This window comes from Ectopseudomonas khazarica, assembly GCF_004521985.1.
GTDB lineage: Bacteria > Pseudomonadota > Gammaproteobacteria > Pseudomonadales > Pseudomonadaceae > Aquipseudomonas > Aquipseudomonas khazarica.
The window spans coordinates 81,179-107,025 of the sequence record NZ_SBHZ01000009.1 but is presented as its reverse complement, the minus strand read 5'-3'; the positions used below and the strand labels follow the sequence as shown (position 1 = coordinate 107,025).

General features: G+C 66.4%; 24 protein-coding genes. 7 read left to right on the top strand and 17 right to left on the bottom strand.

Annotated elements, in window-relative coordinates; genetic code table 11:
* Positions 1 to 183: 183 nt before the first annotated feature.
* Positions 184 to 1,353 carry a multidrug effflux MFS transporter gene (locus EPK82_RS13605; protein WP_134676897.1) on the top strand — a complete coding sequence of 390 codons (1,170 nt, stop codon included), beginning with the start codon at positions 184 to 186 and terminating at the stop codon, positions 1,351 to 1,353.
* Positions 1,354 to 1,365: 12 nt separating this feature from the next.
* On the opposite strand, the gene ypfJ is transcribed toward EPK82_RS13605, so the two are convergent.
* The 3 genes from ypfJ to EPK82_RS13590 form a co-directional block, all read right to left on the bottom strand.
* Positions 1,366 to 2,226, bottom strand: a complete 861-nt coding sequence (gene ypfJ / locus EPK82_RS13600; RefSeq protein WP_047589766.1) for a KPN_02809 family neutral zinc metallopeptidase — start codon at positions 2,224 to 2,226, stop codon at positions 1,366 to 1,368.
* Positions 2,227 to 2,245: 19 nt separating this feature from the next.
* A complete protein-coding gene (locus EPK82_RS13595; RefSeq protein WP_134676896.1) occupies positions 2,246 to 2,686 on the bottom strand; it encodes a DUF411 domain-containing protein in 441 nt (146 codons plus the stop codon).
* Between the two features lie 102 nt (positions 2,687 to 2,788).
* Complete coding sequence (locus EPK82_RS13590; protein WP_134676895.1) at positions 2,789 to 4,138, bottom strand: hypothetical protein; 1,350 nt, start codon at positions 4,136 to 4,138, stop codon at positions 2,789 to 2,791.
* Between the two features lie 330 nt (positions 4,139 to 4,468).
* On the opposite strand from EPK82_RS13590, the gene EPK82_RS13585 reads away from it, so the two are divergent.
* The gene (locus EPK82_RS13585; protein WP_037046350.1) at positions 4,469 to 4,858 is read left to right on the top strand and encodes a DUF4345 domain-containing protein; all 390 of its coding nucleotides are present in this window, start codon (positions 4,469 to 4,471) and stop codon (positions 4,856 to 4,858) included.
* A gap of 14 nt (positions 4,859 to 4,872) precedes the next feature.
* Here the strand turns inward: EPK82_RS13585 and trmA are convergent, their stop codons facing one another.
* Complete coding sequence (gene trmA / locus EPK82_RS13580; RefSeq protein ID WP_134676894.1) at positions 4,873 to 5,961, bottom strand: tRNA (uridine(54)-C5)-methyltransferase TrmA; 1,089 nt, start codon at positions 5,959 to 5,961, stop codon at positions 4,873 to 4,875.
* Between the two features lie 246 nt (positions 5,962 to 6,207).
* Positions 6,208 to 7,500, bottom strand: coding sequence for an NCS2 family permease (locus tag EPK82_RS13575; protein ID WP_037046356.1), 1,293 nt, complete (start codon positions 7,498 to 7,500; stop codon positions 6,208 to 6,210).
* A gap of 199 nt (positions 7,501 to 7,699) precedes the next feature.
* Between EPK82_RS13575 and EPK82_RS13570 the strand changes: the two genes are divergently transcribed.
* On the top strand, positions 7,700 to 8,251 hold the full coding sequence (locus EPK82_RS13570; protein ID WP_134676893.1) for a DJ-1 family glyoxalase III: 552 nt from the start codon (positions 7,700 to 7,702) through the stop codon (positions 8,249 to 8,251).
* Positions 8,252 to 8,300: 49 nt separating this feature from the next.
* On the opposite strand, the gene ada is transcribed toward EPK82_RS13570, so the two are convergent.
* On the bottom strand, positions 8,301 to 9,329 hold the full coding sequence (ada, locus tag EPK82_RS13565; RefSeq protein WP_134676892.1) for a bifunctional DNA-binding transcriptional regulator/O6-methylguanine-DNA methyltransferase Ada: 1,029 nt from the start codon (positions 9,327 to 9,329) through the stop codon (positions 8,301 to 8,303).
* A 171-nt stretch (positions 9,330 to 9,500) separates the two neighbouring features.
* Here ada and EPK82_RS13560 point away from each other — a divergent pair, with 171 nt between their 5' ends.
* Entirely contained in the window at positions 9,501 to 10,673 is a 1,173-nt protein-coding gene (locus EPK82_RS13560; protein ID WP_134676891.1) for an HD domain-containing phosphohydrolase, read from the top strand.
* A gap of 6 nt (positions 10,674 to 10,679) precedes the next feature.
* Here the strand turns inward: EPK82_RS13560 and EPK82_RS13555 are convergent, their stop codons facing one another.
* The 7 genes from EPK82_RS13555 to EPK82_RS13525 form a co-directional block, all read right to left on the bottom strand.
* Complete coding sequence (locus EPK82_RS13555; RefSeq protein WP_134676890.1) at positions 10,680 to 11,651, bottom strand: peptide ABC transporter ATP-binding protein; 972 nt, start codon at positions 11,649 to 11,651, stop codon at positions 10,680 to 10,682.
* Positions 11,651 to 12,613, bottom strand: coding sequence for an ABC transporter ATP-binding protein (locus EPK82_RS13550; RefSeq protein ID WP_037046387.1), 963 nt, complete (start codon positions 12,611 to 12,613; stop codon positions 11,651 to 11,653). Before EPK82_RS13550 ends, EPK82_RS13555 begins: the two co-directional genes overlap by 1 nt.
* A gap of 213 nt (positions 12,614 to 12,826) precedes the next feature.
* Entirely contained in the window at positions 12,827 to 13,729 is a 903-nt protein-coding gene (locus tag EPK82_RS13545; protein WP_037046390.1) for an ABC transporter permease subunit, read from the bottom strand.
* 117 nt (positions 13,730 to 13,846) lie between these two features.
* Positions 13,847 to 14,857, bottom strand: a complete 1,011-nt coding sequence (locus tag EPK82_RS13540; protein ID WP_037046393.1) for an ABC transporter permease subunit — start codon at positions 14,855 to 14,857, stop codon at positions 13,847 to 13,849.
* A gap of 124 nt (positions 14,858 to 14,981) precedes the next feature.
* On the bottom strand, positions 14,982 to 16,580 hold the full coding sequence (locus EPK82_RS13535; RefSeq protein ID WP_134676889.1) for an ABC transporter substrate-binding protein: 1,599 nt from the start codon (positions 16,578 to 16,580) through the stop codon (positions 14,982 to 14,984).
* A gap of 41 nt (positions 16,581 to 16,621) precedes the next feature.
* Positions 16,622 to 18,220 (bottom strand): ABC transporter substrate-binding protein, encoded by a 1,599-nt coding sequence (locus tag EPK82_RS13530; RefSeq protein ID WP_134676956.1) that lies wholly within the window; start codon positions 18,218 to 18,220, stop codon positions 16,622 to 16,624.
* A 221-nt stretch (positions 18,221 to 18,441) separates the two neighbouring features.
* On the bottom strand, positions 18,442 to 19,155 hold the full coding sequence (locus tag EPK82_RS13525) for an SIMPL domain-containing protein (protein WP_134676888.1): 714 nt from the start codon (positions 19,153 to 19,155) through the stop codon (positions 18,442 to 18,444).
* A 193-nt stretch (positions 19,156 to 19,348) separates the two neighbouring features.
* Here EPK82_RS13525 and EPK82_RS13520 point away from each other — a divergent pair, with 193 nt between their 5' ends.
* The 3 genes from EPK82_RS13520 (at position 19,349) to EPK82_RS13510 (ending at position 22,246) form a co-directional block, all read left to right on the top strand.
* Positions 19,349 to 20,602: an ATP-binding protein gene (locus tag EPK82_RS13520; RefSeq protein ID WP_037046403.1), complete on the top strand. Its 1,254-nt coding sequence runs from the start codon at positions 19,349 to 19,351 to the stop codon at positions 20,600 to 20,602.
* Positions 20,603 to 20,616: 14 nt separating this feature from the next.
* Positions 20,617 to 21,177, top strand: coding sequence for a response regulator transcription factor (locus tag EPK82_RS13515; protein WP_047587309.1), 561 nt, complete (start codon positions 20,617 to 20,619; stop codon positions 21,175 to 21,177).
* A gap of 127 nt (positions 21,178 to 21,304) precedes the next feature.
* Complete coding sequence (locus EPK82_RS13510) at positions 21,305 to 22,246, top strand: AEC family transporter (RefSeq protein WP_134676887.1); 942 nt, start codon at positions 21,305 to 21,307, stop codon at positions 22,244 to 22,246.
* Positions 22,247 to 22,289: 43 nt separating this feature from the next.
* On the opposite strand, the gene EPK82_RS13505 is transcribed toward EPK82_RS13510, so the two are convergent.
* From EPK82_RS13505 to gatB, 4 genes are all read right to left on the bottom strand, one after another.
* Entirely contained in the window at positions 22,290 to 22,673 is a 384-nt protein-coding gene (locus EPK82_RS13505; RefSeq protein ID WP_037046408.1) for a carboxymuconolactone decarboxylase family protein, read from the bottom strand.
* A gap of 2 nt (positions 22,674 to 22,675) precedes the next feature.
* Entirely contained in the window at positions 22,676 to 23,770 is a 1,095-nt protein-coding gene (locus EPK82_RS13500) for a calcium/sodium antiporter (RefSeq protein WP_134676886.1), read from the bottom strand.
* 90 nt (positions 23,771 to 23,860) lie between these two features.
* Positions 23,861 to 24,280 (bottom strand): septal ring lytic transglycosylase RlpA family protein, encoded by a 420-nt coding sequence (locus EPK82_RS13495; RefSeq protein WP_037046415.1) that lies wholly within the window; start codon positions 24,278 to 24,280, stop codon positions 23,861 to 23,863.
* Positions 24,281 to 24,341: 61 nt separating this feature from the next.
* Positions 24,342 to 25,790: an Asp-tRNA(Asn)/Glu-tRNA(Gln) amidotransferase subunit GatB gene (gene gatB, locus EPK82_RS13490; RefSeq protein ID WP_134676885.1), complete on the bottom strand. Its 1,449-nt coding sequence runs from the start codon at positions 25,788 to 25,790 to the stop codon at positions 24,342 to 24,344.
* Positions 25,791 to 25,847 lie beyond the last annotated feature (57 nt).

Sequence of the window (25,847 nt, the reverse complement as noted above, 5' to 3'; positions counted from 1 at the left end):
TGGGCTATGAGGGGGCGGAGTTTACCGGCTTTGCCATGACCTCTGCTGAGGGGTGATCGACGGGTATCAGCGCCAGTGTTTTAGGTCCTGCGTCGTGCACGACGATGGCGGCGCAGGGGGGCTTTCACCGCGCCTGCGGTCGGTGAGATGATTAGCCGGCTAACAATAAAGCCCGGAATAGTCATGAACCTGAGAACACTCCTGATTCTCGGTGCCCTGTGTGCCTTCGGCCCTCTGGCCATCGATTTCTATCTGCCAAGTTTCCCGACCCTGGCTCAGCAGTTCGCCACCGATGTCGAACACATCCAGCTGTCGCTGGCGGCCTACTTCGTCGGTATCGCCATCGGCCAGCTGTTCTACGGGCCGCTGGCCGACCGCTTCGGGCGCCGGGTGCCGTTGCTGGTCGGTGTCGCGCTGTTCGCCTTGGGCTCGCTGGCCTGTGCGATCGCGCCGAGCCTGGAGTGGCTGATCGCCGCGCGTTTCGTGCAGGCCCTGGGCGGCTGCGCCGGCATGGTGATCACCCGCGCCGTGGTGCGTGACCTGTGCGACCCGCTGGCGTCGGCCAAGGTGTTTTCGCAACTGGTGCTGGTCATGGGGCTGGCGCCGATCCTGGCGCCGCTGGGCGGTGGCTTGCTGCTCAACACCCTGGGCTGGCCCTGGATCTTTCACAGCCTGGCGATCTTCGCGACCCTGTGCCTGCTGGCAGTACTGCGCTGGTTGCCGGAGACGCGTCCGCAGGAGCTGCCGCCAGCGCCCCTGAGTGGCGCTTTCGGGCAATACCGGGCGCTGCTGGGCAATGCGCCGTTCATGGGTTACAGCCTGGCTGGCGGTGTGGCGATGGCGGGGATGTTCGCCTATATCGCCGGCTCCCCCTTCGTTTTCATCGAGCTGTACGGCGTGCCGGCCGAGCACTACGGCTGGCTGTTCGGCAGCAATGCGGCCGGCTTCGTGATCATGGCCCAGGTCAATGCGCGGCTGGTGCGGGCGGGTGGTCCGGCGGTGTGGTTGCGGCGCGTGGTGCTGGTGTACCTGAGCAGCGGCCTGTGCCTGCTGGCGCTGGCGTGGTGGCGACCGGAGCAGCTCTGGCCGCTGCTGGTGCCGCTGTTCATCTGCGTCGCCAGCCTGGGCTGCCTGCTGCCCAACGCCACGGCCTGCGCCATGGCCGGGCAGGGGCGGCATGCCGGCAGTGCCTCGGGGTTGCTGGGGAGCATGCAGTTCACCGTGGCCGCCAGCGCCTCGGCGCTGGTGGCCTTCCTGCATGATGGCTCGGCGGTGCCGATGGCACTGGTGATCGCCCTGTGTGGCGGGGCGGCCAGTGCCTTCGCCTGGTGGAGTCGACGCTTCGCGATCTGAGCCGCTTGGCTGTTACAGGCGTGTCGCCTTGAAGGTGTCGCAGCGGCTCGGCTGGCCGGTCTCGAAACCGGTGCTGAACCAGCGCACACGCTGCTGCGAGGTGCCGTGGGTGAAGGCGTCAGGCACCACCTGGCCGCGCGCCTGCTTCTGCAGGCGGTCGTCGCCGATGGCGCTGGCGGCGTTCAGCGCCTCTTCCAGGTCACCCGCCTCCAGCCAGTCGTGACGCCGCTGGGCATGGTGTGCCCAGACGCCGGCCAGGCAGTCGGCCTGCAGCTCCTGGCGCACCAGCAGGCCGCCATCGCCTTCGACCCGCTCACCGCGCTGGCGGGCGGCATTGACCTTGGCCGATACGCCCAGCAGGGTCTGCACGTGGTGGCCGACCTCATGGGCGATCACGTAGGCCTGGGCGAAGTCGCCGGCGGCGGAGAAGCGCTGCTCCATCTCGCGGAAGAAGGCCATGTCCAGGTACACGCGCTTGTCGCCTGGGCAATAGAAGGGGCCGACCGCCGAGCTGGCGAAGCCGCAGGCCGAGTTCACCCCGCCCGAGAACAGCACCAGTTGCGGGTCGCGGTACTGCTGCCCGGCCTGCTGGAACAGCTCGCGCCAGGTGTCCTCGGTATCGCCGAGAATGGCGCGAACGAACTCGCTCTGTTCATCCCCGGCGGGTGGTGCTGTCTGGGACTGGGGTGCCTGTGGCTGCGTGGCCTGGCCGGCTATCTGGCCGAGGATCTGCAGCGGGTCCTGGCCCATCAGCAGGCCGACGATGACGATGACCGCCACGCCGCCCAGGCTCAAGCCGCCGCCGACGCGCCTGCCGGAGCGGCCGCGTGCATCCACCACGTTGTCACTGCGTCTGCCTTTCTGCCAGCGCATGTCGCTGCTCCCTCGTTGGTTATCGCTGCGGAGCGGGGTAGTCGCTCAGCACCTGGTCCTGACGGTCACGGTCCAGGCCGATGACCTGGTAGGCGTCGACGCGGTCGCCGTACTCCATGCCGGGCGAGCCCACGGGCATGCCCGGTACGGCGGCGCCGACAAGGTCGGAGCGTTCGCGCAGTTTGAGAATGTCGGCGGCCGGCACATGGCCTTCGACGAACTTGCCGTCGATCACGCCGGTATGACAGGAGGCCAGGCGCGCTGGCACGCCGAGGCGTCGCTTGACCGCGCTCATGTCCTGCTCGACGTGGTCGTTGACGGTGAAACCGTTGTCCTGCAAATGGCTGATCCAGGCGGTGCAGCAGCCGCAGCTGGCGTCGCGGTGGACATCGATGGTCAGCGGCTCGCTGGCGTGGGCCAGGTTGCCGATGAGGAAGAGGGCAAGCAGGGAAAGGCGCATGTTGGCAGCTCCTGTGGGCGTGGGGTAGAGGATACCGCCGCGCCCGAGGATGACCAAGATGCGTGACGCGGCGCCGCAGTTGCTCCGGCGCCGCTGCACGGGTCACTCCAGTTCCATCAGGCCGGGATCGCGCTGTACCGGCTGGATCTGCTCGGGCTTGACCTCCTTCTTGAGCATCAGCTTCAACTGGCTGGCCTTCTGGCAGGCGTTGTGCCCATCGACGAAGACACCGCCCTGGTTGCACTTCCAGTCATAGAAGTTGGCCAGGCCTCCCGCCAGTTGCAGGCTGTAGTCGCTGCTCTTGGTGCCGGGGCTGAACGGCTGGCCGGCGGGAATGTTCTGGAACCAGCGCATCCATTGCGGCGAACCGACCGCCGGAGGGTTGGCCTGGAAGGTGGGGTTCATGATGGCCAGTTGCGGGTACTCCCCGGTCATGTGGCAGCTCATGCAGGAACTGACCGGGTTATCCACCGGGCCGTTGAGGCGGCCATTCCAGCCCAGGTGCGTCGGCGGCAACTGCGCCGTGTTGGCGTTGATCGCGGTCTGCTTGAGGTTGGGGTTGATGCGCGTCTGGCTCGGTTGCGGGTTGCTGAAGTCGTTGCCCGTGTCCTGCGGGTCGTTGCCCCACATGATGCCCACCGGGACCAGGTTGTCCCAGCCGGCCTTGCCGGTGACTGCGCCGTTGTACTGGAAGGTACCGAAGATCCAGCCGGTTTCGTTGATGCGGGTGTCGCGCACGGCGATGTCCATCTGGATCAGGGCGACGTCCTTCACCTCGCGGTCGGCGGAGTCGAACCGCGTGGTGATATAGCCCTTCCACAGCACCGGGTTCTGCAGGAAGGGCACCTGGCTGCGGTCGACATCGGCGAACAGCGCCTTGCACACCACGGTGCCGTTGGCGAAGCTGTTGGGCTTGGAGGTGAAGTCCGGGTTGGGGTTCTGCGGGTCTTTCCACACCTGGCCGATGGTGTAGGCGCCGATGTCGTTGTAGATGCCCACCGCGTAGGTCTGCCCGGTGCTGGTCTGGCTCGCGGCGAGTTGCTTGGCCTGGATCTGCGCCTCCTTGGTCAGGCCGTGGATGCCCTCACGACCCAGCGGACCGTAGTGCTGCCAGGGCATGTGGTACCACTGGCGCAGCGTGTTCTTCTGCACGTTCCAGTCGTTCTCCACGTTGCCTTCCAGGCAGTAGTCCTTGACCGCGTCCATGTACTCGCGCCAGGTCTCGAAGTCGTTGCTCGGCTTGCCGGGTAGCAGCTTGAAGAAGGCCGGCAGGGCCGACGCGGGAGGTGCGGCGTCGGGATAGGACTGGCTGAGCTGGAACAGCGGCCCGCTGTATTCCTTGCTCGGTGGCTGGTAGCCGAAGTCGGGAAAGGTGCCGGCCTGGGCTACCGGGGCGAGCAGTGGGGTGGCCAGTGCCAGGGTGAAGATCAGGGTTCCTTGTGCGTTGCGCATGGATCATCTCCTTATGTGGCCACGCCTGCCTGGCGAGCGGTTCGCGCAGTGAGTGCAGGGTGGCCGTTATCTAGGCTGCGGCGCATCATCCGGTGCGTCGGTTCACGGTGTCGCGGGGCTCCTGAGCGGGGGCGTGGAGAGGTACTCAGGCACGAGTTCGGCATGGCGCCGACGGGCGGGACGACTAGGACGGCGGGCAGGCATGTCGACCTCCATGTCGAGTACGGTGAGGGCACTACTACAGGTGATAGTTGTAGATCATCCTGACGGAAGTGCCATGATCTGGTGCGGCGTCGCCCTGCGCGCCGGCACTTGAACGAGGAATTTCCGATGCTGTTCGCGCGAATCGTCCTGCTGATCCAGATTGCCGCCCTCGTCCTGCTGGGGCTGGCCTACTTCATCCGCCCCGAGGAAATGGCTAGCTTCAGCGGTGCGCTGCTGATGAGCGCCGCGGCGGTGACCGAGGTCCGGGCGTTCTACGGTGGCCTGCAGCTTGGCCTGGCGGCCTTTCTGGCGATGGCGCTGCTGCGCCTCGACCTGCTGCGTCCGGCGCTGACCCTGCTGGTGCTGCTCTACAGCGCCCTGGCCGTGGCGCGCATCGGCGGCCTTTGGCTCGACGGTGGCGCGCAGCAGACCTTCAATCTCTACGCGCTGCTGCTCGAACTGGTCTCGGCCGGGCTGGCCTGGTGGGCGCTGCGGGGGATTCAGCGCGGGAACTGAGCCGTTCAGGCGACTCAGCGGCGCTCCAGCAGCACGCCCGCTTCCATGTGATGGGTATAGGGGAACTGGTCGAACAGCGCGCAACGCGTGACCTTGTGCGTGTCGTGCAGCTGGGCGATGTTGGCGGCCAGGGTCTCCGGGTTGCAGGAGATGTAGAGGATGCGCTCGAAGCGTCGGGTCAGCTCGCAGGTGTCCGGGTCCATGCCGGCGCGTGGCGGGTCGACGAAGACGCTGCCGAAGTCGTAGCTCTTCAGGTCGATGCCCGACAGGCGGCGGAACGGGCGCACCTCGTTGAGGGCCTGGGTCAGTTCCTCGGCGGACAGACGCACCAGCTCGACGTTGTCCACGCCGTTGTCGGCCAGGTTGGCCAGGGCGGCATTCACCGAGGCCTTGCTGATCTCGGTGGCCAGTACCTTGCGCACGCGGGTGGCCAGCGGCAGGGTGAAGTTGCCGTTGCCGCAGTACAGCTCGAGCAGGTCATCCTGGCGCTCGCCGAGCGCATCGTAGGCCCAGCCGAGCATCTTCTCGCAGACCCGGCCATTGGGCTGGGTGAAGGCACCTTCCGGCTGGCGGTAGTGGAAGCTGCGCCCGGCCACGTCGAGCTCCTCGGCCACGTAGTCGCGGCCGATCACCAGGCGCTGGCCACGCGAGCGACCGACCAGGCTGACGTTGAGCGCGCTGGCCAGTTTTTCCGCCTCGGCCTGCCAGGCGTCGTCCAGCGGACGGTGATAGGCCAGGGTGATCAGGGCGTCGCCGGCCAGGGTGGTGAGGAACTCCACCTGGAACAGTTTGAACGACAGCACCTCGCTGGCCTGCCAGGCCGCGCGCAGGCGTGGCATCAGCTCGTTCACGCGCAGGCTGGCGATGGGGAAGTCGTCGAGCAGGATCGGCGTGTGCTTGTCGCCCGGGGCGAACATCGCATAGTGGCGCTGGCCGTCTTCACGCCACAGGCGGAATTCGGCGCGCAGGCGGTAATGCTCGCGTGGCGAGTCGAATACCTGCGGTTCGGGGGCGGCGAAGGGCGCCAGCAGTTCGACCAGGCGTGCCTTCTTCTCGGCGAGTTGGGCGTCGTAGGTGGCGGGGTCGAATGCGGGGCGGCTCATCGGTCACTCGTGCAGGCAGGAAAACGGGGCGCCATTGTAGCGGAGGCGGTGGCCGCGTGCCTTGGGTTACTCGTCGGCGCGGCGCTGTGGGTGGGCACAAGTGAGTGATTGGTGGACATGAAAAGCGATGTCCACCCTAGGTGGTGGCCGGCGGGGGGGCGTAGGGTGGATGACGCTCTTTTCATCCACCGTTGCTTCGGCTAGCGGGTATGGGGGGCTGCAATGGCATGCCCAGCCAAGGGCCGATCAGGCGAAGTAGGCCAGCTTGACGATGAACAGCGCCGAGAGCACCCACATCGCGGCGTTCAGCTCGCGGGCACGGCCGGACAGCAGCTTGATGCCGGTCCAGGCGATGAAACCGAAGGCGATGCCGTTGGCGATGGAGAAGGTCAGCGGCATGGCCAGGGCGGCGATCACCACCGGGGCGGCGACGGTCAGGTCGTCCCAGTCGATCTGCGCCAGGCTGCTCATCATCAGCACGGCGACGAACAGCAGCGCCGGTGCGGTGGCATAGGCCGGTACGGAGCCGGCCAGCGGGGCGAAGAACAGGCTGAGGAGGAACAGCGCAGCGACCACGCAGGCGGTCAGGCCGGTACGCCCACCGGCGCTGATGCCCGCGGCGGATTCGATGTAGCTGGTAGTGGTGCTGGTACCCAGTGCGGCACCGGCCATGGTCGCGGTGCTGTCGGCCAGCAGGGCACGGCCCAGGCGCGGCATCTTGCCGTCCTTGTCCAGCAGGTCGGCTTTCTGCGCCACGCCCACCAGGGTGCCGGAGGTGTCGAACAGGTCGACGAAGAGGAAGGCGAAGATCACGCTGACCAGGCCGATGTCCAGGGCGCCGGCGATATCCAGTTGCAGCAGGGTCGGCATCAGCGACGGCGGCATCGAGACCACCCCCGGCAGCTCGGACAGGCCGAGGATGATCGACAGTGCGGTGACCAGCAGAATGCCGATCATCACGGCGCCGGTGACCTTGCGGTAGGCCAGCGCGGCGATGACGAAGAAGCCCAGGCAGGCCAGCAGCGCGCCGCCGTTGCTCATGTCGCCCAGGCCGACCAGGGTGGCCGGGTGATCGACCACGATGCCGGCGTTCTTCAGGGCGATGATCGCCAGGAACAGGCCGATACCGGCGGCGATGCCGGCGCGCAGGGCCAGCGGGATGCTGTTGATGATCCATTCGCGAATCTTGAAGATCGACAGCAGGAAGAAGATCGCGCCGGAGAGGAACACCGCGCCCAGGGCGGTCTGCCAGCTGTAGCCCATGGTCATCACCACGGTGTAGGTGAAGAAGGCGTTGAGACCCATGCCCGGGGCCAGGGCGATCGGGTAGTTGGCCAGCAGGCCCATCACCAGCGAGCCGATGGCGGCGGCCAGGCAGGTGGCGACGAACACCGCGCCGTGGTCCATGCCGGTCGCGGCCAGCATGTTGGGGTTGACGAAGAGGATGTAGGCCATGGTCAGGAAGGTGGTGATCCCGGCCAGAACCTCGGTGCGCACCGTGGTGTTGTGGGCTTTGAGTTGGAACAGTCTTTCCAGCATGGTGGCTCCCCAAGGCGCGAGCGCGCCGAAATTGGTCTGCAGAAAGCAAAGCACATTCGTCCGAACCGGCCGGAAAATTGCCCGTTCCCGCAAAAGCCGCGCATCATACCAGCAAGGTTTTGCCTGGTGAATTTGTGCGCTGTGCGGCCATTTCATGACCAGGCGGACAGTTTCATTTCGCACCTGAAGGAGTGGATAGATGAGCAAGCGTGCACTGATCACCGTCGCCGATGGCGTCGAGGATCTCGAATGCGTGACCCTGATCGATGTGCTGCGCCGTGCCGACGTCGAGGTGCTGGTGGCAAGTGTCGAGGAGCGGCGGATGATCACCTGTTCCCGTGGCTCGCGCCTGACCGCCGACGCCATGCTGGTGGATGTGCTGGCGCAGGACTTCGACCTGATCGTGCTGCCCGGTGGCATGCCCGGTGCGCAGCGCCTGGCCGACTTCGAGCCGCTGGCCGAGCGCGTGCGCAAGCAGGCCAGGGCCGGTGAGCTGTTCGCCGCCATCTGTGCGGCGCCCGCCCTGGCGTTGCAGGGCTACGGGGTGCTCAGGCAGCGGCGGATGACCTGCTACCCGGCCTTCAGCGATCGCCTGAGCGGCTGCAGCTTCGTCGATGAAGCGGTGGTGGTCGACGGCAACTGCATCACCAGCCAGGGGCCGGGAACGGCACTGGCCTTCGCCCTGACCCTGGTCGAGCAACTGGTCGGGCGCGGCAAGCGTAACGAGGTGGCGGCGGCGATGCTGGTGTAACGCTCGCGATGCTGTTGCGGGGCGGGCGTCGCGGGTGGCAGCGGCGAACTCATGGTTCGCCACGCTCGTTCGCCAGCAACTGGCGCTTGCGCTGCAGGCCCCAGCGGTAGCCGCTGAGGCTGCCGTCGCTGGCCACCACACGGTGGCAGGGCAGCAGCAGGCCAATGGCGTTGCTGGCGCAGGCCCGGGCCACCGCGCGCGGATGGCTGCGCAACTGCCCGGCCAGCTCGGCGTAGCTGCGGGTTTCGCCGCTGGGAATCTGTTGCAGGGCCTGCCAGACGCGCTGCTGGAAGGCCGTGCCGCGAATGTCCAGCGGCAGGTGGGCGGCGCGTTCCGGCTCCTGCAGTTGCCCGAGTACCTGCTGCAGCCAGTCGTGCAGGGCGCCCTCATCCTGCTCCAGCCGGGCTGCGGCGAAGCGCTGCTGCAGTTCGGCGAGCAGCGTCGCCGGATCGTCGCCGAACAGCAGGGCGCAGACGCCCTTGTCGCTGCTCGCCAGCAGCACGTGGCCGAGGGCACAGGGGGCGATGCCGTAGCGCAGGTGTTCGCCGGCGCCCCCTGAACGCCGTCGGCCCGGACTCATGGCCTGCGGCTTCTCATACAGGGCACGGGTGCCGGAGTAGCCCGCCGCCAGCGCGGCATCGAGGACGCTGTGCGATTGCGCGAGGTGCGCGTCCAGGCGCTGTCGTCGTTCGGCATCGGCCCAGGCGTGGGGCGTCATGCCGGTACGCGCCTTGAACGCACGCGCCAGGTGCGAGGGCGACAAGCCGATGCGTGCGGCCAGCTGGGGCAGCGTCAGGCGTTGCTCGCCGCGCAGCAACTGGCAGGCGGCCGCGACCAGCGCGTCGAGCTGCTGTGCCGGGCTCTGGCCTTGCGGCGAGCAGCGCTTGCACGGGCGAAAGCCGGCGGCTTCGGCGCTGCCCGGGTCTGCATGGAAGCTGACGTTGTCGCGGCGTGGGCGCCTGGCCGGGCAGCTTGGCCGGCAATAGATGCCGGTGCTGCGCACGGCGAACACGAAGCGTCCGTCGAGCGTCGCGTCGCGCTCGCAGACGGCCTGCCAGCAACTCTCCGGATTCAACATGTGGCCTGCCCAGGTGATGACGGTCTGAATGACGATTGTCGGCCGGCTCCGCCGCGCTGCCAATCCGTATTGCACTTTCAAAGCCTAACGGCGGTCAGTTGTGGAACACCTGGGCGCAGATGCCGTTCTGCGCCTTTACTGTTCGGTAGACAGGTAGCCGTGGAGGTCGCCATGCGCGGGATGCTCGACAGGCCGGAACAGGAGCTGATTCTGGTCGCGGACGACTCACAGGAGGTGCGCGAGCGCATCGGCGCACTGCTGGTCGAGCGCTACCAGGTGCGCCTGGTCGCCGCTGACCAGGCACTGGCTGCCGCCTGCGAGGCGCCGCAGCCGGACCTGATACTGCTCGGCTGGCAGGATGACTATGCGCTCTGCCGCCAGTTCAAGCGTGAGGCGCAGACCCGGCATATCCCGTTGATTCTGTTGACCGCCAAGCGCGATGCCGTCGACGAGCAGATGGGCTTCGACCTCGGCGCCGCCGACTACATCACCAAGCCGGTCAGCCCGCCCATCGTCCTGGCTCGGGTCAAGGCGCAGTTGCAGCTCAAGGCGGCCACCGACTACCTGCGCGACAAGAGCGAGTACCTCGAACTCGAGGTCAAGCGGCGCACCCGCGATATCCAGAAACTGCAGGACGTGACCATCGAAGCGATGGCCAGCGTTGCCGTCATGCGTGACAACCCGTGCAGCCGTCACCTGGCGCGCATCGAGCGCTACATGACCTGCCTGGCTGCGGCGGTGGCACGGCAACAGCCCGCGCTTTCCGCTCAGCTGGACGAGGAACGCATCGCCCAGCTGGGCAAGTCCGCCATGCTCCACGTGATCGACCGGATGACCCTGCCGGACCGTATCCTGTTCCGCCATGGCGAACCGGACGAGGGCGACCTGCGCCTGCTCAGCGAAGGTGTGCTGGCCGGGCGGGACGCCTTGCTGCGTGCCGAGCGCAAGCTGGGTAGCAGCACCAGTTTTCTCTCCGATGCCAAGGACATCGTCCATGGCCAGCACGAGCGCTGGGATGGCAAGGGTTACCCGCAGGGCGTGCATGGTGAGCAGATTCCCCTGTCCGCACGCCTGATGGCGCTGGTCGGCCACTTCGAGGAGCTGACCTGCCAGCACCCGTACCGGCCGCGGCTCAGCCCCGCTCAGGCGGTGGCGCAGATCAGCGAGGCCAGCGGTACGCGCTTCGATCCCATGGTGGTACTGGCCCTCGTCGAGGCGACGCCGGCATTCATGCACATCGCCGAGTCGCTGGCCGACGACGCGGCGGCCGTGGAGGTCGAGTTGCAGCGCCTGGAGGACTCCCTGGCGGAGAGCATCGAGCTGACCCTGCCGCCAGTGAGCTGAAGACGCTCAGCCGGCTATTCGCTCGACGTGATGGCAGGCGACCTGGCGCGTGTCGATCAGGCGCAGCTCCGGGCGCTCGCCGCGGCAGCGCTCGTCGGCATGCGGGCAGCGCTTGTGGAAGGCGCAGCCGGACGGCGGATCGAGCGGATTGGGCAGCTCGCCGCTGATCTTCACCCGGGGCTTGTCCGGATCGGGATGGATCGCCGGCGTCGCCGACAGCAGCGCCCGTGTGTACGGATGCAGGGGGCGGTCGTAGAGGGCCGCCGCCGGGCCCATTTCCACCGGGCGCCCGAGGTACATCACCAGCACGTCGTCGGCCACATGGCGCACCACCGCGAGGTTGTGCGAGATGAACACGTAGCCGGTGGCGAACTGCTCCTGCAGGTCCATGAACAGATTGAGCACCTGGGCCTGGATCGACACGTCCAGCGCCGAGGTCGGCTCATCCGCCACCAGGACCTTGGGTTGCAGCATCATGGCGCGGGCCAGGGCGATGCGCTGGCGCTGGCCGCCGGAGAACATGTGCGGGTAGCGCTGGTAGTGCTCGGGGCGCAGGCCCACCTGCTGCATCATCGCCTGTACGCGCTCGCGGCGCTCGCCGCGATCCAGGCCGGTATTGATCAGCAGCGGCTCGGCCAGCTGGTCGCCGATCTTCTGCCGGGGGTTGAGCGAAGCGTAGGGGTTCTGGAACACCATCTGCACGTCGCGGCGCAGTTGCTTGCGCAGGTCGTTGCTGGCCCCGGCCACTTCGCGACCGGCGATCTGCAGGCTGCCCGAGCTGGGCTCCTCGATCAGGGTGAGGGCGCGGGCCAGGGTGGATTTGCCGCAGCCGGATTCACCGACCACCGCCAGCGTCTTGCCGGCCTGCAGGCTGAACGACACGCCGTTGAGTGCCCTGACCAGCGCGGTGGGTTTGAACAGGCCGCGCGAGACGTTGTAATGACGGGTCAGGTCCTGGGCTTCGAGTACGCAACTCATCAGGCCACCTCCAGGGGAAAGAAGCAGCGCGCGGCGCCACTGGCGTGTTCATCGAGTGCGGGCCGCTGCTGGCGGCAGCGCTCCTGCACGTAGGGGCAGCGCGGGGACAGCAGGCAGCCCTGCGGCCGGTCGTAGCGTCCGGGCACGATGCCGGGCAGGGTCGCCAGGCGCTCGGCGCCTGCGCTGTGCTCGGGAATGGCCTTGAGCAGTGCCTCGGTGTAGGGGTGGCTGGGGGCATCGAACAGTGCCGGCACCTGGCCCAGTTCAACCGCCTGCCCGGCGTACATCACGCAGACGCGCTGGGCCGTCTCGGCCACCACGGCAAGATCGTGGGTGATCAGCACCAGGGCCATGCCCTGATCGCGTTGCAGGTCCAGCAGCAGTTCCATGATCTGCGCCTGGATGGTGACGTCCAGCGCCGTGGTCGGCTCGTCGGCGATCAGCAACTTGGGCTCGGCGGCGATGGCCATGGCGATCGCCACGCGCTGGCTCATGCCACCGGAAAGCTGGTGCGGATAGGCGTCCAGGCGGCTGGCGGCAGCAGGGATCTCGACGCGTTCGAGCAGTTGCAGCGCACGTGCCCGCGCGGCCTTGCCCTTGAGCCCGAGATGCTGGCGCAGCACTTCCTCGATCTGGAAGCCCACGGTGTAGCTGGGGTTGAGGGCGGTCATCGGGTCCTGGAAGACCATGGCCAGATCCTTGCCGACGATGTGCCGGCGCTGACGTCCTTTCAGGCGCAGCATGTCGGTGCCATCGAACTGCATGCAGTCGGCGCCGACGATGCCGGGGGCGTCGATCAGCCCCATCAGCGCCATCATGGTCACCGACTTGCCGGAGCCGGACTCACCGACGATGGCCAGCACTTCACCCTTTTCCACGGACAGGTCGAGGCCGTCGACCACCGGCACGGCATCGGCGCTGCCGAAACGTACGGAAAGATTGCGAATATCCAGCAGGCTCATGGGCGTGCCTCCGTGCGCAGGGTGGACGATGCTGCACCCGTCCAGCGTCGTAGATTCGTGGTGGATGAACAGCGCGTCATCCCCCCTGCGTCGCTGACACACAGGGCGTGCTGCCTCGCCTGCTGGCGGGGGAGGGTTGGGCAGAGCCCTCGCCCGTGAACGGGAGAGGGGAGGAGGCCGATTCGGGCTGGGGTATGGCTCATGTCGGGCTCCTCACTGCGCATTCTTGAGTTTCGGGTCGAGCGCATCGCGCAGACCGTCGCCCATCAGGTTGATCGCCAGCACGCTGAGCAGGATGGCCAGACCCGGCAGGCTGACCACCCACCAGGCGCGCTCGATGTAGTCGCGCGCCGAGGCCAGCATGGTGCCCCACTCGGGAGTGGGCGGTTGCACGCCGAGGCCGAGAAAGCCCAGCGCGGCGGCGTCGAGAATCGCCGAGGAGAAGCTCAGGGTAGCCTGCACTATCAGCGGTGCCATGCAGTTGGGCAGCACGGTGACGAACATCAGGCGAGGCAGGCCGGCGCCGGCCAGCTGGGCGGCGGTGACGTAGTCACGGTTGAGTTCGCCCATCACCGCGGCGCGGGTCAGGCGCACGTAGGACGGCAGCGAAACGATGGCGATGGCGAAGATGGTGTTGATCAGCCCGGGGCCGAGGATGGCGACGATGGCCACCGCCAGCAGCAGCGACGGCAGGGCCAGCATGATGTCCATCAGGCGCATGATGCTCGGGCCGAGCAGGCGCGGGAAGAAGCCCGCGGCCAGGCCCAGGAGGATGCCGGGGATCAGCGACAGCACCACCGACGCCAGGCCGATCAGCAGCGACAGGCGTGCGCCATGGATCAGGCGGGACAGCAGGTCGCGGCCCAGTTCGTCGGTGCCGAGGAGGAACTGCCATTGCCCGCCTTCCAGCCACACCGGCGGGGTGAGCAGGAAGTCGCGGTACTGCTCGCTGGGGTCGTGTGGGGCGATCCAGGGGGCGAACAGGGCGCAGAACACCATCAGCAGCATGAACGCCAGGCCGCCCAGGGCGCCCTTGTTATGGCTGAAGGCCTGCCAGAATTCCTTCAGCGGCGAAGGGTAGAGCAGGCTCTGGTCGAGCGTGGTGGCGGTCGTCATGGGCGCACCTCGCGTGGGCTGGATGCTGCAGTGGCGGTCCGCCAATGGTTTTTCACGCTGGATGAAGCGGGGGTCATCCAGCCTGCGTAATCGTCATGTTCGTGCATGGCGCCTTCCTTACTGCTGATGGCGGATGCGTGGATTGGCCAGGCCATAGAGGACATCCACGATGAAGTTGACCAGGATCACCAGGCAGGCGATCAGCAGAATGCCGTTCTGCACCACCGGGTAGTCGCGGGCGCCGATGGCTTCGATCAGCCATTTGCCGATGCCCGGCCAGGAGAAGATGGTTTCGGTGAGCACGGCGCCGGCCAGCAGGGTGCCGATCTGCAGGCCGAACACGGTGAGCACCGGGATCAGCGCATTGCGCAGGCCGTGGACGAACACCACCCGTGCCGGGGAGAGGCCCTTGGCCCGCGCGGTACGGATGTAGTCCTCGCGCAGCACTTCGAGCATGGCCGAACGGGTCATGCGGGCGATCACCGCCAGCGGGATGGTGCCGAGCACGATGGCGGGCAGGATCAGGTGATGCAGGGCATCGAGGAAGGCACCTTGTTCATCGGAGAGCAGGGTGTCGATCAGCATGAAACCGGTGACCGGCGGAATGTCGTAGAGCAGGTCGATGCGTCCGGACACGGGGGTCCAGCCCAGGCCGACGGAGAAGAACATGATCAGCAGCAGGCCCCACCAGAAGATCGGCATGGAGTAGCCGGTCAGCGAGATGCCCATCACTCCGTGGTCGAACAGCGAGCCGCGTTTCAGCGCGGCGACCACCCCCGCGACGAGGCCCAGCGTACCGGCGAACAGCAGCGCCGCCAGTGCCAGTTCGACCGTGGCGGGGAACAGGGTGAGGAACTCGCGCCAGACGCTTTCGCGCGAGCGCAGCGATTCCCCCAGGTTGCCCTGGGCGAGCTGGCCGATGTAGTCGAGGTACTGGGCATACAGCGGCTTGTTCAGCCCCAGGCGCTCCATGGCCTGGGCGTGCATTTCCGGGTCGACGCGGCGTTCGCCCATCATCACTTCCACCGGGTCGCCGGGGATCAGGCGGATCAATGCGAAGGTCAGCAGGGTGACGCCGAAGAAGGTGGGGATCAGCAGCCCCAGGCGTCTGGCGATGAATGAAAACATCAGGCGGTTCTACTCCATGGCTGGAAGCGGGCAGCGGACTGCGTGGTCCGCCGCTGTTCTTGGGTATGCGTGGCCCGGAGGCCTTCCGGGGCCATCGCCGGTTGGCGGGCTGTGCGGCGAGGGTTCATGGCAGCTTCACCCGGGCAAAGTTGTTCGAACCCATGGGGCTGAGCACGAAACCTTCGACCCCCTTGCGCAGCGCGGCGAACTGCTTCGGGTGGGCCAGGGCGATCCATGGCGCCTGCTCGTGGAAGATTGCCAGGGCCTGGCGGTACAGCGCCGCACGTTTTTGCTGCTGCGGCTCGCGGCGGGCCTGGGTGATCAGCGCATCGAAGGCCTCGTTGCACCAGCCGGCCTGGTTCTCGCCGCTTTCGGCGGCTGCGCAGGACAGGTTGGGCGTGAGGAAGTTGTCCGGGTCGCCGTTGTCGCCGGCCCAGCCCATGAACACCAGATCGTGCTCGCCATTCTTGGCGCGCTTGATCAGCTCGCCCCACTCGAACACGCGAATGTCGCTGGCGATGCCCAGCCTGGCCAGATCGGCCTGCAGCATCTGCGCGCCGATACCGGGGTTGGGATTGGTCGGGCCGCCGCCGGGGCGCGTCCAGATCGACAGCTTGAAGCCGCTCTTGCGCCCGGTTTCGCCCAGCAGCTGGCGGGCGCGCTCGATGTCGTGCGGCCAGTCCTGCAACTGTTCGTCGTAGCCCCACAGTGTCGCCGGATAGGGGGCGACGGCAGGGCTCGCATTGCCTTCGCCATACTGCGCGCGAATGTAGGCGGCCTTGTCGAACGCCAGGTTCAGCGCCTGGCGCACGCGCACGTCATCCAGCGGCGGGTGGCGGGTGTTGATGCCGATATAGGCGGTGAGCAGCGAGTCCAGTTCCAGCACCTGCAGTCGTGCATCGGCCTTGAGCGCGGGGATGTCCACCGGACGCGGATACAGGGCGATCTGGCAGTCGCCGGCCTTGAGCCGTTGCTGGCGGACGTTGGGCTCGGTGGTGATGGCCAGCAGCAGGCGGTCGATGGCAGGGGCACCATCCCAGTAGTCGGGGTTGGCACGAAAGCGCACCTGGGCATCCTTGGCATAGCGTTCGAAGATGAACGGGCCGGTGCCGATGGGCTGGCTGTTGAGGCGCTCGGGCGCATGCTCGGCGAGCAGCTGGTCGGCGTACTCGGCCGAATAGATGGAGGCGAAGCCCATGGCCAGGTTGGCCAGGAATGGCGCTTCCGGGTGCCTGAGCACGAAGCGCACGCGATAGTCGTCGAGCTTTTCCACACGCTCGATCAGTTGCCGCAGGCCCATGGCTTCGGCGTAGGGAAAGCCGCGCAGCGACAGCTTGTGCCAGGGGTGATCCGGGTCGAGCTGACGCTGGAAGCTCCACAACACATCGTCGGCGTTGAAGGGGCGCGTCGGGGTGAACGCCGGGTTGCTGTGGAATTTCACCCCCTGGCGCAGGTTGAAGGTGTAGCTCAGACCGTCGTCGCTGATGCTCCAGCTCTGCGCCAGCGCGGGAATGATCTCGGTGCTGCCGGGAGCGAAGGCCACCAGGCGCTCGAACAGGGTCTCTGCGCTGGCGTCGGCGGTGGTCGCCGCGGTGTACTGGACGATATCGAAACCTTCCGGGCTCGCTTCGGTGCACACCACCAGGCTGTCAGCCGCCTGGACGTGTGCGCCCAGCAGGGCGGCCAACAGCAGGCCGCCACGTAGCAAGGACGTGGATGACATGAATAACTCCTTGAACGGCGCCCTTGCGGGCGCCGCATGCATCACTTGTCGATGCTTACACCATAGAAGGAGTTGAGCGCGAACGGACTGATGCGGAAGTCGTGCACTTCCTTGCGCATCGGCTGGTACACGGTGGAGTGTGCCAGCGGGGTGATCGGCACTTCGCGCTTGAGGATCACCTGGGCCTGCTTGTACAGCTCGGTGCGCTCGGCCACATCGGTGGTGCGCTTGGCAGCCTTGACCAGCTTGTCGTAGTCCTCGAAGCACCACTTGGAGAAGTTGTTGCCGTCGACCGCATCGCAGCCATAGAGGGTGCCCAGCCAGTTGTCCGGGTCGCCGTTGTCGCCGCTCCAGCCGATCAGCATGGCGTCATGTTCGCCGCCCTTGGCACGCTTGAGGTACTCGCCCCACTCGTAGCTGACGATGCGCGCCTTGATGCCGATCTTGGCCCAGTCGGCCTGCAGCATCTCGGCGATCTGCTTGGCATTGGGGTTGTACGGGCGCTGCACCGGCATGGCCCACAGGGTGATCTCGGTGCCTTCCTTGACGCCCGCCGCCTTGAGCAGCGCCTTGGCTTTCTCGGGGTCGAAGGCCGGGTCCTTGATGTCCTCGTTATACGACCACTGGGTCGGCGGCATGCCATTGACGGCCAGCTGTCCGGCCTTCTGGTAGACGGCGTCGAGGATCGCCTGCTTGTTCACCGCCATGTCCAGCGCCTGGCGTACTTCCAGCTTGTCGAACGGCGGGTGGGTGACGTTGTAGGCGATATAGCCGACATTGAAGCCCGCCTGCTCGGGCATCTGCAGGTTGGGGTCCTTCTGCAGCGACTCGATGTCCGCCGGACGCGGGAACAGGGTGACGTGGCATTCGCCGGCCTTGAGCTTCTGCATGCGCACCGAGGAGTCGGTGTTGATGGCGAAGATCAGGTTGTCGATCTTCACGTCGTCGGGCTTCCAGTAGTCCTTGTTGCCCTTGTAACGGATCACCGCGTCCTTCTGGTAGCGGCTGAACACGAAGGGGCCGGTGCCGATCGGCTTCTGGTTGATGTCGGAGGCCTTGCCGGCCTTGAGCAGCTGGTCGGCGTATTCGGCGGACTGGATCGAGGCGAAGCTCATCGCCAGGTTCTGCACGAACGCGGCGTCGACCTGGTTGAGGGTGAAGCGCACCGTCATGTCATCGAGCTTCTCCAGCTTGGCGATGTTGCTGTCCATGCCCATGTCGGTGAAGTAGGGAAACTCGGTGGGGTACGCCTTGCGGAAGGGGTGGTCCTTGTCGAGCATGCGTTCGAAGGTGAACAGCACGTCGTTGGCGTTGAACTCACGGCTGGGCTTGAAGTAGTCGGTGGTGTGGAACTTCACCCCGGGACGCAGCTTGAAGGTGTAGACCAGGCCGTCGTCGGAGACCGTCCAGCTCTCGGCCAAGCCGGGCTCGACCTTGGTGCCGCCACGCTCGAACTGGGTCAGACGGTTGAAGATGGTTTCCGCAGCGGCATCGAAGTCGGTACCGGTGGTGTACAGGCCCGGGTCGAATCCGGCGGGGCTGCCTTCGGAACAGAAAACCAGGTTGGCGGCGCTGGCGAGGGGGGCGCTGGCGATCAGCCCAGCGGTAAGCAAAGCCTGGATAACGGCGTTCTTGCGCATCATGACCTCATCGTTGTTTTGCTTGTTTTTGAGGAGCCCCTTGTGGGGGCCTCCTGGCAAGCTATGCAGGGCGTGTGCCTGAGGCAAGTGCGCAAGTGGCGTAAAAAGGGTTAGCGCTACACGGGTGTAACTCGCTGTCGCATTTATGAACTTTTGTCGGGAAGAGATAGCAAAACGCCGTTATCTTTCGACAACGGCGCTGCTTTGTCGCGGGGCGCGGGTCAGGGCATCTGCACTTCGATGACGCCATCGGCGCTCACGGTCACCTGGCTGGTGCCGGCTTCGATCTGCGGAGTGGGGGCGGAATCCATCATCGCCATGCTCTTCGCCTCGAAGCCGCGCATGGCCATCGGCGGCTGGAAACCACCGGTGTTCAGGCTCAGGCTGACCAGCTTGTAGCCCTTGCCGCCGAGCGCCTGGGTGGCCAGCTGGGCACGGGCCTTGAAGGCATCCACGGCGTCCTTGAGCATGGCGTCCTCGCGTGTCTTGCGGGTGTCGCTGGCGATGCTGAAGTCCATGCCGCCCATCTTCATCGACTGCAGCAGCTCACCAGTCAGCGAGGACAGGCGGGCGAAGTCGGCGCTCTCCATGCGCACTTCGGCGCGCTCGCGCCAGGCGGTGATCTTCTGGCCCTTGTCGTCATAGACCGGGTAGCTGTGGCGGCTGCCCAGCTTGACCGATACGCCTTTTACCTGGCGCACCTGCTCCAGGGTCTTGTTCAGGGTGCTGGTGATCTCCGCCGCCAGTTTGGCCGGGTCGGCATTCTGCGACTCGGTGTACAGGGTGACGTGCATCAGGTCATGAGCGACTTCCTGGTTCACCTCGGCACGCAGGGCAATCTGGTTGTAGCGCGCTTCGTCGGCCAGCAGGCCGCTGCTGGCCAGGCCGGCGATGGTCAGGGCGATGGCGGAGGCGATACGGGGCATGGTGAGCATGTGCAGTTCCTTTTTCAGTGGCCTTGATGGCCGTTTCCCGAGGTTAGACGAAGACAGATGACCATCCGGGTTAAACCCGGTTCAGGTTTTTTTCAGGCCGCACAGCCGCGCCGAACAGGCGTGCGTCCGGTTGCCGCAGCGGCGGAAGGCCGCGCCAGGCTTGGTTATACTCGCTCCATTGACTGGAGTCGCCATGCTCGAACCCGTGCAGTTGTTGTCCGCCAGCCGCCAGAATCTCTGGCGCCTGACCCTCATCCGTATTCTCGTGCTCGCCGCCCAGGCCGGCTCCGTCGGGCTCGCGTACAAGTCGGGCGTGCTGGCGCTGCCCTGGTGCGAGTTGTCGATCACCCTCGGCATTTCCCTGCTGCTCTGCGTGGGCACGGCGCTGCGTCTGCGCGGTCCCTGGCCGGTCACCGAGGTCGAGTACGCCGTGCAGCTCGGCTGCGACCTGATCATCCACAGCGTGCTGCTGTATTACTCGGGTGGCTCGACCAACCCCTTCGTTTCCTATTACCTGGTGCCGCTGACCATCGCTGCGGCCACCTTGCCCTGGCTGTTCACCATCGTGCTGGCGGGGATGGCGCTGGCGGGCTACACCCTGTTGCTGGTGTGGACGCACCCACTGGAACTGCCGGCGGCGCGCGAGAGCCTGCTGGTCTATGGCATGTGGCTGAGCTTCGCCCTGGCCGCTGCGCTGATCACCTTCTTCGTCGCCAAGATGGCCGAGGAACTGCGGCGCCAGGACGAGCTGCGTGCCGAGCGCCGTGAGGAGAGCTTGCGCGACCAGCAGTTGCTGGCCGTGGCCACCCAGGCTGCGGGCGCCGCCCATGAACTGGGTACGCCGCTGGCCACCATGAGCGTGCTGCTCAAGGAGCTGCGCCAGGAACACCGCGACAAGCCCGCCCTGCAGGACGACCTGGCCCTGCTGCAGGAGCAGGTCAAGCTGTGCAAGTACACCCTGCAGCAACTGGTGCGGGCGGCCGAGAACGACCGGCGCCAGGCGGTGGTGGAGCAGTCCTGCGTGGAGTGGCTGGAAACCACCCTCAATCGCTGGCACCTGATGCGCCCCGAGGCCAGCTACCGCTACCAGTGCCTGGGGCGTGGCACGGCGCCGCGCATCATGCCGCCGGCCGACCTTACCCAGGCGCTGCTCAACCTGCTGAACAACGCCGCCGACGCCTGCCCGGACAAGCTCGACATCCGTCTGGACTGGGATCACCAGTGGTTGCGCCTGAGCATCCGCGACCATGGCGCCGGCGTCCCGCTGGCCATTGCCGAACAGCTGGGGCGGCCGTTCTTCACCACCAAGGGCAAGGGTTTCGGGCTCGGTCTGTTCCTCAGCCAGGCCAGCGTGACCCGTGCCGGTGGTACGGTTAAGTTGTATAACCATGAGGATGGCGGCACCCTCACCGAATTGAAGTTGCCGCGAGCCTATGGCGTGGCCTGACAAGGAAAACCTGCATGAGCGAAGAATCCCTGTTCGAAGGTGAAGAGCAGCCCCATCTGCTGCTGGTCGACGACGACCCGACGTTCACCCGTGTGATGGCGCGCGCGATGAGCCGCCGAGGCCTGCGTGTGTCCACCGCGTCCAGCGCCGAGGAAGGCCTGGCGATGGCCAAGGAAGACCTGCCCGACTACGCGGTGGTCGACCTGAAGATGGAAGGCGATTCCGGCCTGGTCCTGCTGCCCAAGCTGCTGGAGCTGGATGCCGAGATGCGCGTGGTGCTGCTCACCGGTTACTCCAGCATCGCCACCGCCGTCGAGGCGATCAAGCGTGGCGCCGCCAACTACCTGTGCAAACCGGCCGACGCCGACGACGTGCTGACCGCCTTGCTCTCCGAGCATGCCGACCTGGACAGCCTGGTGCCGGAAAACCCGATGTCGGTCGACCGTCTGCAGTGGGAGCACATCCAGCGTGTGCTGGCCGAGCATGAGGGCAACATCTCCGCCACGGCCCGCGCGCTGGGCATGCACCGTCGTACCTTGCAGCGCAAGTTGCAGAAGCGCCCGGTACGCCGCTGAGGCCATTGGCCCGGAGCGGTTCCGGGCCTCGCTTCATGGCCGCCGCAGGTGGCCACCCGATTTACCGGTAGCAGCATAAACATTAGCCGGCTAACATGCGTTGTCGTACAACTGCATCGGTGCCTTCATGCTCGCCGTCGCTGCACAAACCCTCGCTGTCACCGCCCCGGTGTTCGCCATGCTGTTTCTCGGTGTGGCGCTCAAGCGCGTGCGCTGGATCGACGGCGCCTTCATCGATACCGCCTCGAGCCTGGTGTTTCGCGGCACCATGCCGACCCTGCTGTTTCTCGGGGTGATCAAGGCCGACCTGGATGCGGCGCTGCAGCCGGGGCTGCTGACCTACTACGTGCTGGCTACGGTGGCCAGCTTCTTCCTGGCCTGGGGCTGGGCCGTCTGGCGCGTGCCGTTCGTCGACCGTGGCGTCTACACTCAGGGTGCCTTTCGCGGTAACAACGGTATCGTCGGGCTGGCGCTGGCCACCAGCATGTATGGCGATTACGGGCTGTCCCTCGGTTCGGTGCTCGCCGCGCTGGTGATCCTCTGCTACAACGCGCTCTCGGCCGTCGTGCTGGCCATCTACAGCCCGGGGGCGAAAACCGGCATGCGGGCCATCGCCCGCAGCATCGTCAGCAACCCGATGATCATCGGCGTGCTGCTGGCCGTGCCTTTCGCCTACTGGAAGATCGCCCTGCCGCAGTGGCTGCTCACCTCGGCGGAGTATTTCGCACAGATGACGCTGCCGCTGGCGCTGATCTGCATCGGTGGCACGCTGAGCCTGGCCTCGCTGCAGCGCAGCAGCGGCACGGCCATCGGCTCGAGCCTGATGAAGATGGTCTGGCTGCCGCTGTTGAGCACCACCGGCGCCTGGCTGCTGGGTTTTCGCGATGCGGACCTGGCGATTCTCTTTCTCTACTTCGCCAGCCCGACGGCTGCGGCCAGTTTCGTCATGGCCCGGGCCGTCGGTGCCAACCATGAGCTGGCGGCGGCGATCATCGTCATCACCACCCTGGCGGCGGTGCTGACCACCAACTTCGGTCTGCTGCTGTTGCAGTGGGGGGGCTGGGTCTAGCCGGTCGTGGCCGGCGCTCGATGGAGCACCGGCAAGGCGGCTCCTACGAGGCGTTGCGCTGGTAGTCGTCGATCACTTCCTGGGCTGCGCGGAAGGCATCGATGCTCGCCGGCACACCGGCATAGACCGCACAGTGCAGCAGGGTTTCGCGGATTTCCTCGACGGTGCAGCCGTTGTTCAGCGCGCCGCGCACGTGCCCCTTGAGCTCCTGCGGGCACTTCAGTGCGGTCAGCGCGGCCAGGGTGATCAGGCTGCGGGTTGCGCGTGGCAGGCCACTGCGCGTCCACACGCCGCCCCAGGCGTGTTCGTTGACGAAGTCCTGCAGGGGTTGGCTGAACTCGGTGGCATTGCCCAGGGCGCGCTCGACGAACGCCTCGCCCATGACTTCGCGGCGTACCTGCAGGCCGCGCTCGTGGTTCTCGCTCATGTTCAGATCTCCTGGCCGCGTTGCTTGTGCCAGGCACGCCCGGCGATGATCACCAGGGTAATGGCGGTCAGTGGCAGCGCATAGCCGATCATTGCGTCACCGAAGCTCTGGGCGAATGGGCGGCCGGTGGCGAACAGCACCACATAGAGGGTGTAGGCCACGTAGTAGGCGACGAACAGCAAGCCTTCCCAGCGGTTGATGCGATAGCCGCTGAAGAAGATCGGCAGGCAGGCGAAGGCCACGGCGATCATCACCGGGAAGTCGAAGGCCAGCGCGTTGGCGGCCACCGGGATGGCGTTCGGCGAGACCAGCGAGGCGAGGCCCAGGACGCACAGCAGGTTGAAGATGTTGCTGCCGACGATGTTGCCGACGGCGATGTCGCGCTCACCCTTGAAGGCGGCGATGATCGAGGTGGCCAGTTCCGGCAGCGAGGTGCCGATGGCGATCACGGTCAGGCCGATCACCAGCTCCGACAGGCCCAGGGCGCGGGCCAGTTGCACGGCGCCGTCGACCAGCAGGTTGGAGCCGCCCACCAGCAGCGCCAGGCCGGCGAGCAGCAGGCCGAGGTTGACGGCCCAGGCGTAGGGCTTGGCCGGCTCGTCGAGGCCGAACTCCTTGGCGAACTCATCGTCTTCGCCGCCCTTGTCCTTGCGGCTGCTGTAGATCAGGAAGACGGTGTAGGTGATCACGCCCGCGAACAGCAGGGCGCCATCGAGACGGCTCAGCTGGCCGTCCCAGGCGAGTGCGTAGACCACCAGGCTGGCGCCGATCATGATCGGCACGTCCAGGCGGATCAGCTGGCGCGAAACGATCAGCGGGGCGATCAGTGCGGTCACGCCGAGGATCAGCAGGACGTTGGCGATGTTGCTGCCGATCACGTTGCCGATCGCCAGGTCGCCACTGCCGTTGAAGGCCGATTGCACGCTGACCGCCGTCTCCGGGGCGCTGGTGCCGAAGGCCACCACGGTCAGGCCGATCACCAGCGGGGGAATGCCGAACTGCGCGGCCAGTTTGGCGGCGCCGCGTACCAGTACTTCTGCGCCGGCGACCAGCAACACCAGGCCGGCGATCAGGTAGACGAAAGTCATCAGGGTCATTACAGGGAGGCTCCGAAAAAGTGCGGCTAGTGTAGCGATGGCGTCCGTGTCCGCCAGAGATTACGCAAGGTATTTGTTGCCAATTGTTCGTCAGTCCAGCGCTTGAAGCCGAACCGGCACCACGCCTGCACGCAGCATGTCCAGGCGCTCGGCGGCGGCACGGGAGAGATCGATGATGCGCCCGCGCACGAACGGGCCGCGGTCGTTGATGCGCACCACCACGCTGCGCTCGTTGTTCAGGTTGGTGACGCGTACCCGTGTGCCGAAGGGCAGGGTGCGATGCGCGGCGGTCAGGGCGTGCTGGTCGAAGCGCTCGCCACTGGCGGTGCGCTTGCCATGGTGCGCCTGGCCATAATAGGAGGCCTTGCCGGTTTCGCTGCCGCCGCTACCGCCGAAGGTGGAGCAGCCGCCGAGCAGGACCAGCGCGCCGAGCAAGGCGCAGGTCTGTAGCCCGGATGCAATCCTGGGCGTTGCGGGCTCCCGGATTGCATCCGGGCTACGGGTCATCATCGCGGTATCTCCAGATAGAAAGACGCCGGGCAAGCCCGGCGTCGTTTCGGTGGGTCGAGGCTCAACCTTCGAGCTTTTTCTTCAGCAGTTCGTTCACTTGGCCCGGGTTGGCCTTGCCCTTGGAGGCCTTCATGGCCTGGCCGACGAAGAAGCCGAACATCTTGCCGCGCTTGGCTTCGTCCGCTGCGCGGTACTGCTCGAGCTGCTCGGCGTTGGCCGCCAGCACTTCGTCTAGCATCGCCTCGATGGCGCCGGAGTCGGTGACCTGCTTGAGGCCCTTCTTCTCGATCACCTCGTCGGCGCTGGTGCCTTCACCGGCTGCCAGGGCTTCGAAGACCATCTTGGCGATCTTGCCGCTGATGGTGTTGTCCTTGATGCGCAGGATCATGCCGCCCAGTTGCTCGGCGGACACCGGCGACTGCTCGATTTCCAGGCCTTCCTTGTTCAGCAGGCTGGACAGCTCGCCCATCACCCAGTTGGCCGACAGCTTGGCATCGGAGCAGGTCTTCTCGACCGCTTCGAAGTAGTCGGCCAGCTCGCGGCTGGCGCTCAGCACGCTGGCGTCGTAGGCGGACAGCGCGAACTGGCTCTCGAAGCGCTCGCGCTTCTGCACCGGCAGTTCCGGCAGCTGGCCACGCAGGTCATCGAGGAAGCTGCGTTCGATGACCACCGGCAGCAGATCCGGGCAGGGGAAGTAACGGTAGTCGTTGGCTTCTTCCTTGCCGCGCATGGAGCGCGTCTCGTCCTTGTTCGGGTCGTACAGGCGGGTTTCCTGGACCACCTTGCCACCGTCCTCGATCAGCTCGATCTGCCGCTGAATCTCGTGGTTGATGGCCTTCTCGATGAAGCGGAAGGAGTTGACGTTCTTGATCTCGGCGCGGGTGCCGAAGGCTTCCTGGCCTTTCGGGCGCACGGAGACGTTGCAGTCGCAACGCAGCGAGCCTTCGGCCATGTTGCCGTCGCAGATACCGAGGTAGCGCACCAGGGCATGAATCGACTTCACATAGGCGACCGCTTCCTTGGCCGAACGGATGTCCGGCTCGGAGACGATTTCCAGCAGCGGCGTGCCAGCGCGGTTGAGGTCGATACCGCTCATGCCGTGGAAGTCTTCGTGCAGGCTCTTGCCGGCGTCTTCTTCCAGGTGCGCGCGGGTGATGCCGATGCGCTTGACGGTGCCGTCTTCGAGGGTGATGTCCAGGTGGCCCTTGCCGACGATGGGGTGATCCATCTGGCTGGTCTGGTAGCCCTTGGGCAGGTCCGGGTAGAAGTAGTTCTTGCGCGCGAAGACGTTGCGCTCGCCGATCTCGGCGTCGATCGCCAGGCCGAACATGCAGGCCATGCGCACCGCTTCGGCATTGAGCACCGGCAGGGTGCCGGGCATGCCGAGGTCAACCAGGCTGGCCTGGGTGTTGGGCTCGGCGCCGAAAGTGGTGGCGCTGGCCGAGAAGATCTTCGATTGGGTGCTGAGCTGAGCGTGAATCTCCAGCCCGATCACTGTTTCCCATTGCATCTTTAGTGTTCCTCAATCCTGTGTGGCGTCATCCAGCCCTCTCCCGGCGCTGCGCGC

Excerpts from the sequence above, each read along its gene's own strand:
- EPK82_RS13605 (WP_134676897.1), top strand. The coding sequence starts at position 184 with ATGAACCTGAGAACACTCCTGATTCTCGGTGCCCTGTGTGCCTTCGGC.
- ypfJ (WP_047589766.1), bottom strand. The coding sequence starts at position 2,226 with ATGCGCTGGCAGAAAGGCAGACGCAGTGACAACGTGGTGGATGCACGC.
- EPK82_RS13595 (WP_134676896.1), bottom strand. The coding sequence starts at position 2,686 with ATGCGCCTTTCCCTGCTTGCCCTCTTCCTCATCGGCAACCTGGCCCAC.
- EPK82_RS13590 (WP_134676895.1), bottom strand. The coding sequence starts at position 4,138 with ATGCGCAACGCACAAGGAACCCTGATCTTCACCCTGGCACTGGCCACC.
- EPK82_RS13585 (WP_037046350.1), top strand. The coding sequence starts at position 4,469 with ATGCTGTTCGCGCGAATCGTCCTGCTGATCCAGATTGCCGCCCTCGTC.
- trmA (WP_134676894.1), bottom strand. The coding sequence starts at position 5,961 with ATGAGCCGCCCCGCATTCGACCCCGCCACCTACGACGCCCAACTCGCC.
- EPK82_RS13575 (WP_037046356.1), bottom strand. The coding sequence starts at position 7,500 with ATGCTGGAAAGACTGTTCCAACTCAAAGCCCACAACACCACGGTGCGC.
- EPK82_RS13570 (WP_134676893.1), top strand. The coding sequence starts at position 7,700 with ATGAGCAAGCGTGCACTGATCACCGTCGCCGATGGCGTCGAGGATCTC.
- ada (WP_134676892.1), bottom strand. The coding sequence starts at position 9,329 with ATGTTGAATCCGGAGAGTTGCTGGCAGGCCGTCTGCGAGCGCGACGCG.
- EPK82_RS13560 (WP_134676891.1), top strand. The coding sequence starts at position 9,501 with ATGCGCGGGATGCTCGACAGGCCGGAACAGGAGCTGATTCTGGTCGCG.
- EPK82_RS13555 (WP_134676890.1), bottom strand. The coding sequence starts at position 11,651 with ATGAGTTGCGTACTCGAAGCCCAGGACCTGACCCGTCATTACAACGTC.
- EPK82_RS13550 (WP_037046387.1), bottom strand. The coding sequence starts at position 12,613 with ATGAGCCTGCTGGATATTCGCAATCTTTCCGTACGTTTCGGCAGCGCC.
- EPK82_RS13545 (WP_037046390.1), bottom strand. The coding sequence starts at position 13,729 with ATGACGACCGCCACCACGCTCGACCAGAGCCTGCTCTACCCTTCGCCG.
- EPK82_RS13540 (WP_037046393.1), bottom strand. The coding sequence starts at position 14,857 with ATGTTTTCATTCATCGCCAGACGCCTGGGGCTGCTGATCCCCACCTTC.
- EPK82_RS13535 (WP_134676889.1), bottom strand. The coding sequence starts at position 16,580 with ATGTCATCCACGTCCTTGCTACGTGGCGGCCTGCTGTTGGCCGCCCTG.
- EPK82_RS13530 (WP_134676956.1), bottom strand. The coding sequence starts at position 18,220 with ATGCGCAAGAACGCCGTTATCCAGGCTTTGCTTACCGCTGGGCTGATC.
- EPK82_RS13525 (WP_134676888.1), bottom strand. The coding sequence starts at position 19,155 with ATGCTCACCATGCCCCGTATCGCCTCCGCCATCGCCCTGACCATCGCC.
- EPK82_RS13520 (WP_037046403.1), top strand. The coding sequence starts at position 19,349 with ATGCTCGAACCCGTGCAGTTGTTGTCCGCCAGCCGCCAGAATCTCTGG.
- EPK82_RS13515 (WP_047587309.1), top strand. The coding sequence starts at position 20,617 with ATGAGCGAAGAATCCCTGTTCGAAGGTGAAGAGCAGCCCCATCTGCTG.
- EPK82_RS13510 (WP_134676887.1), top strand. The coding sequence starts at position 21,305 with ATGCTCGCCGTCGCTGCACAAACCCTCGCTGTCACCGCCCCGGTGTTC.
- EPK82_RS13505 (WP_037046408.1), bottom strand. The coding sequence starts at position 22,673 with ATGAGCGAGAACCACGAGCGCGGCCTGCAGGTACGCCGCGAAGTCATG.
- EPK82_RS13500 (WP_134676886.1), bottom strand. The coding sequence starts at position 23,770 with ATGACCCTGATGACTTTCGTCTACCTGATCGCCGGCCTGGTGTTGCTG.
- EPK82_RS13495 (WP_037046415.1), bottom strand. The coding sequence starts at position 24,280 with ATGATGACCCGTAGCCCGGATGCAATCCGGGAGCCCGCAACGCCCAGG.
- gatB (WP_134676885.1), bottom strand. The coding sequence starts at position 25,790 with ATGCAATGGGAAACAGTGATCGGGCTGGAGATTCACGCTCAGCTCAGC.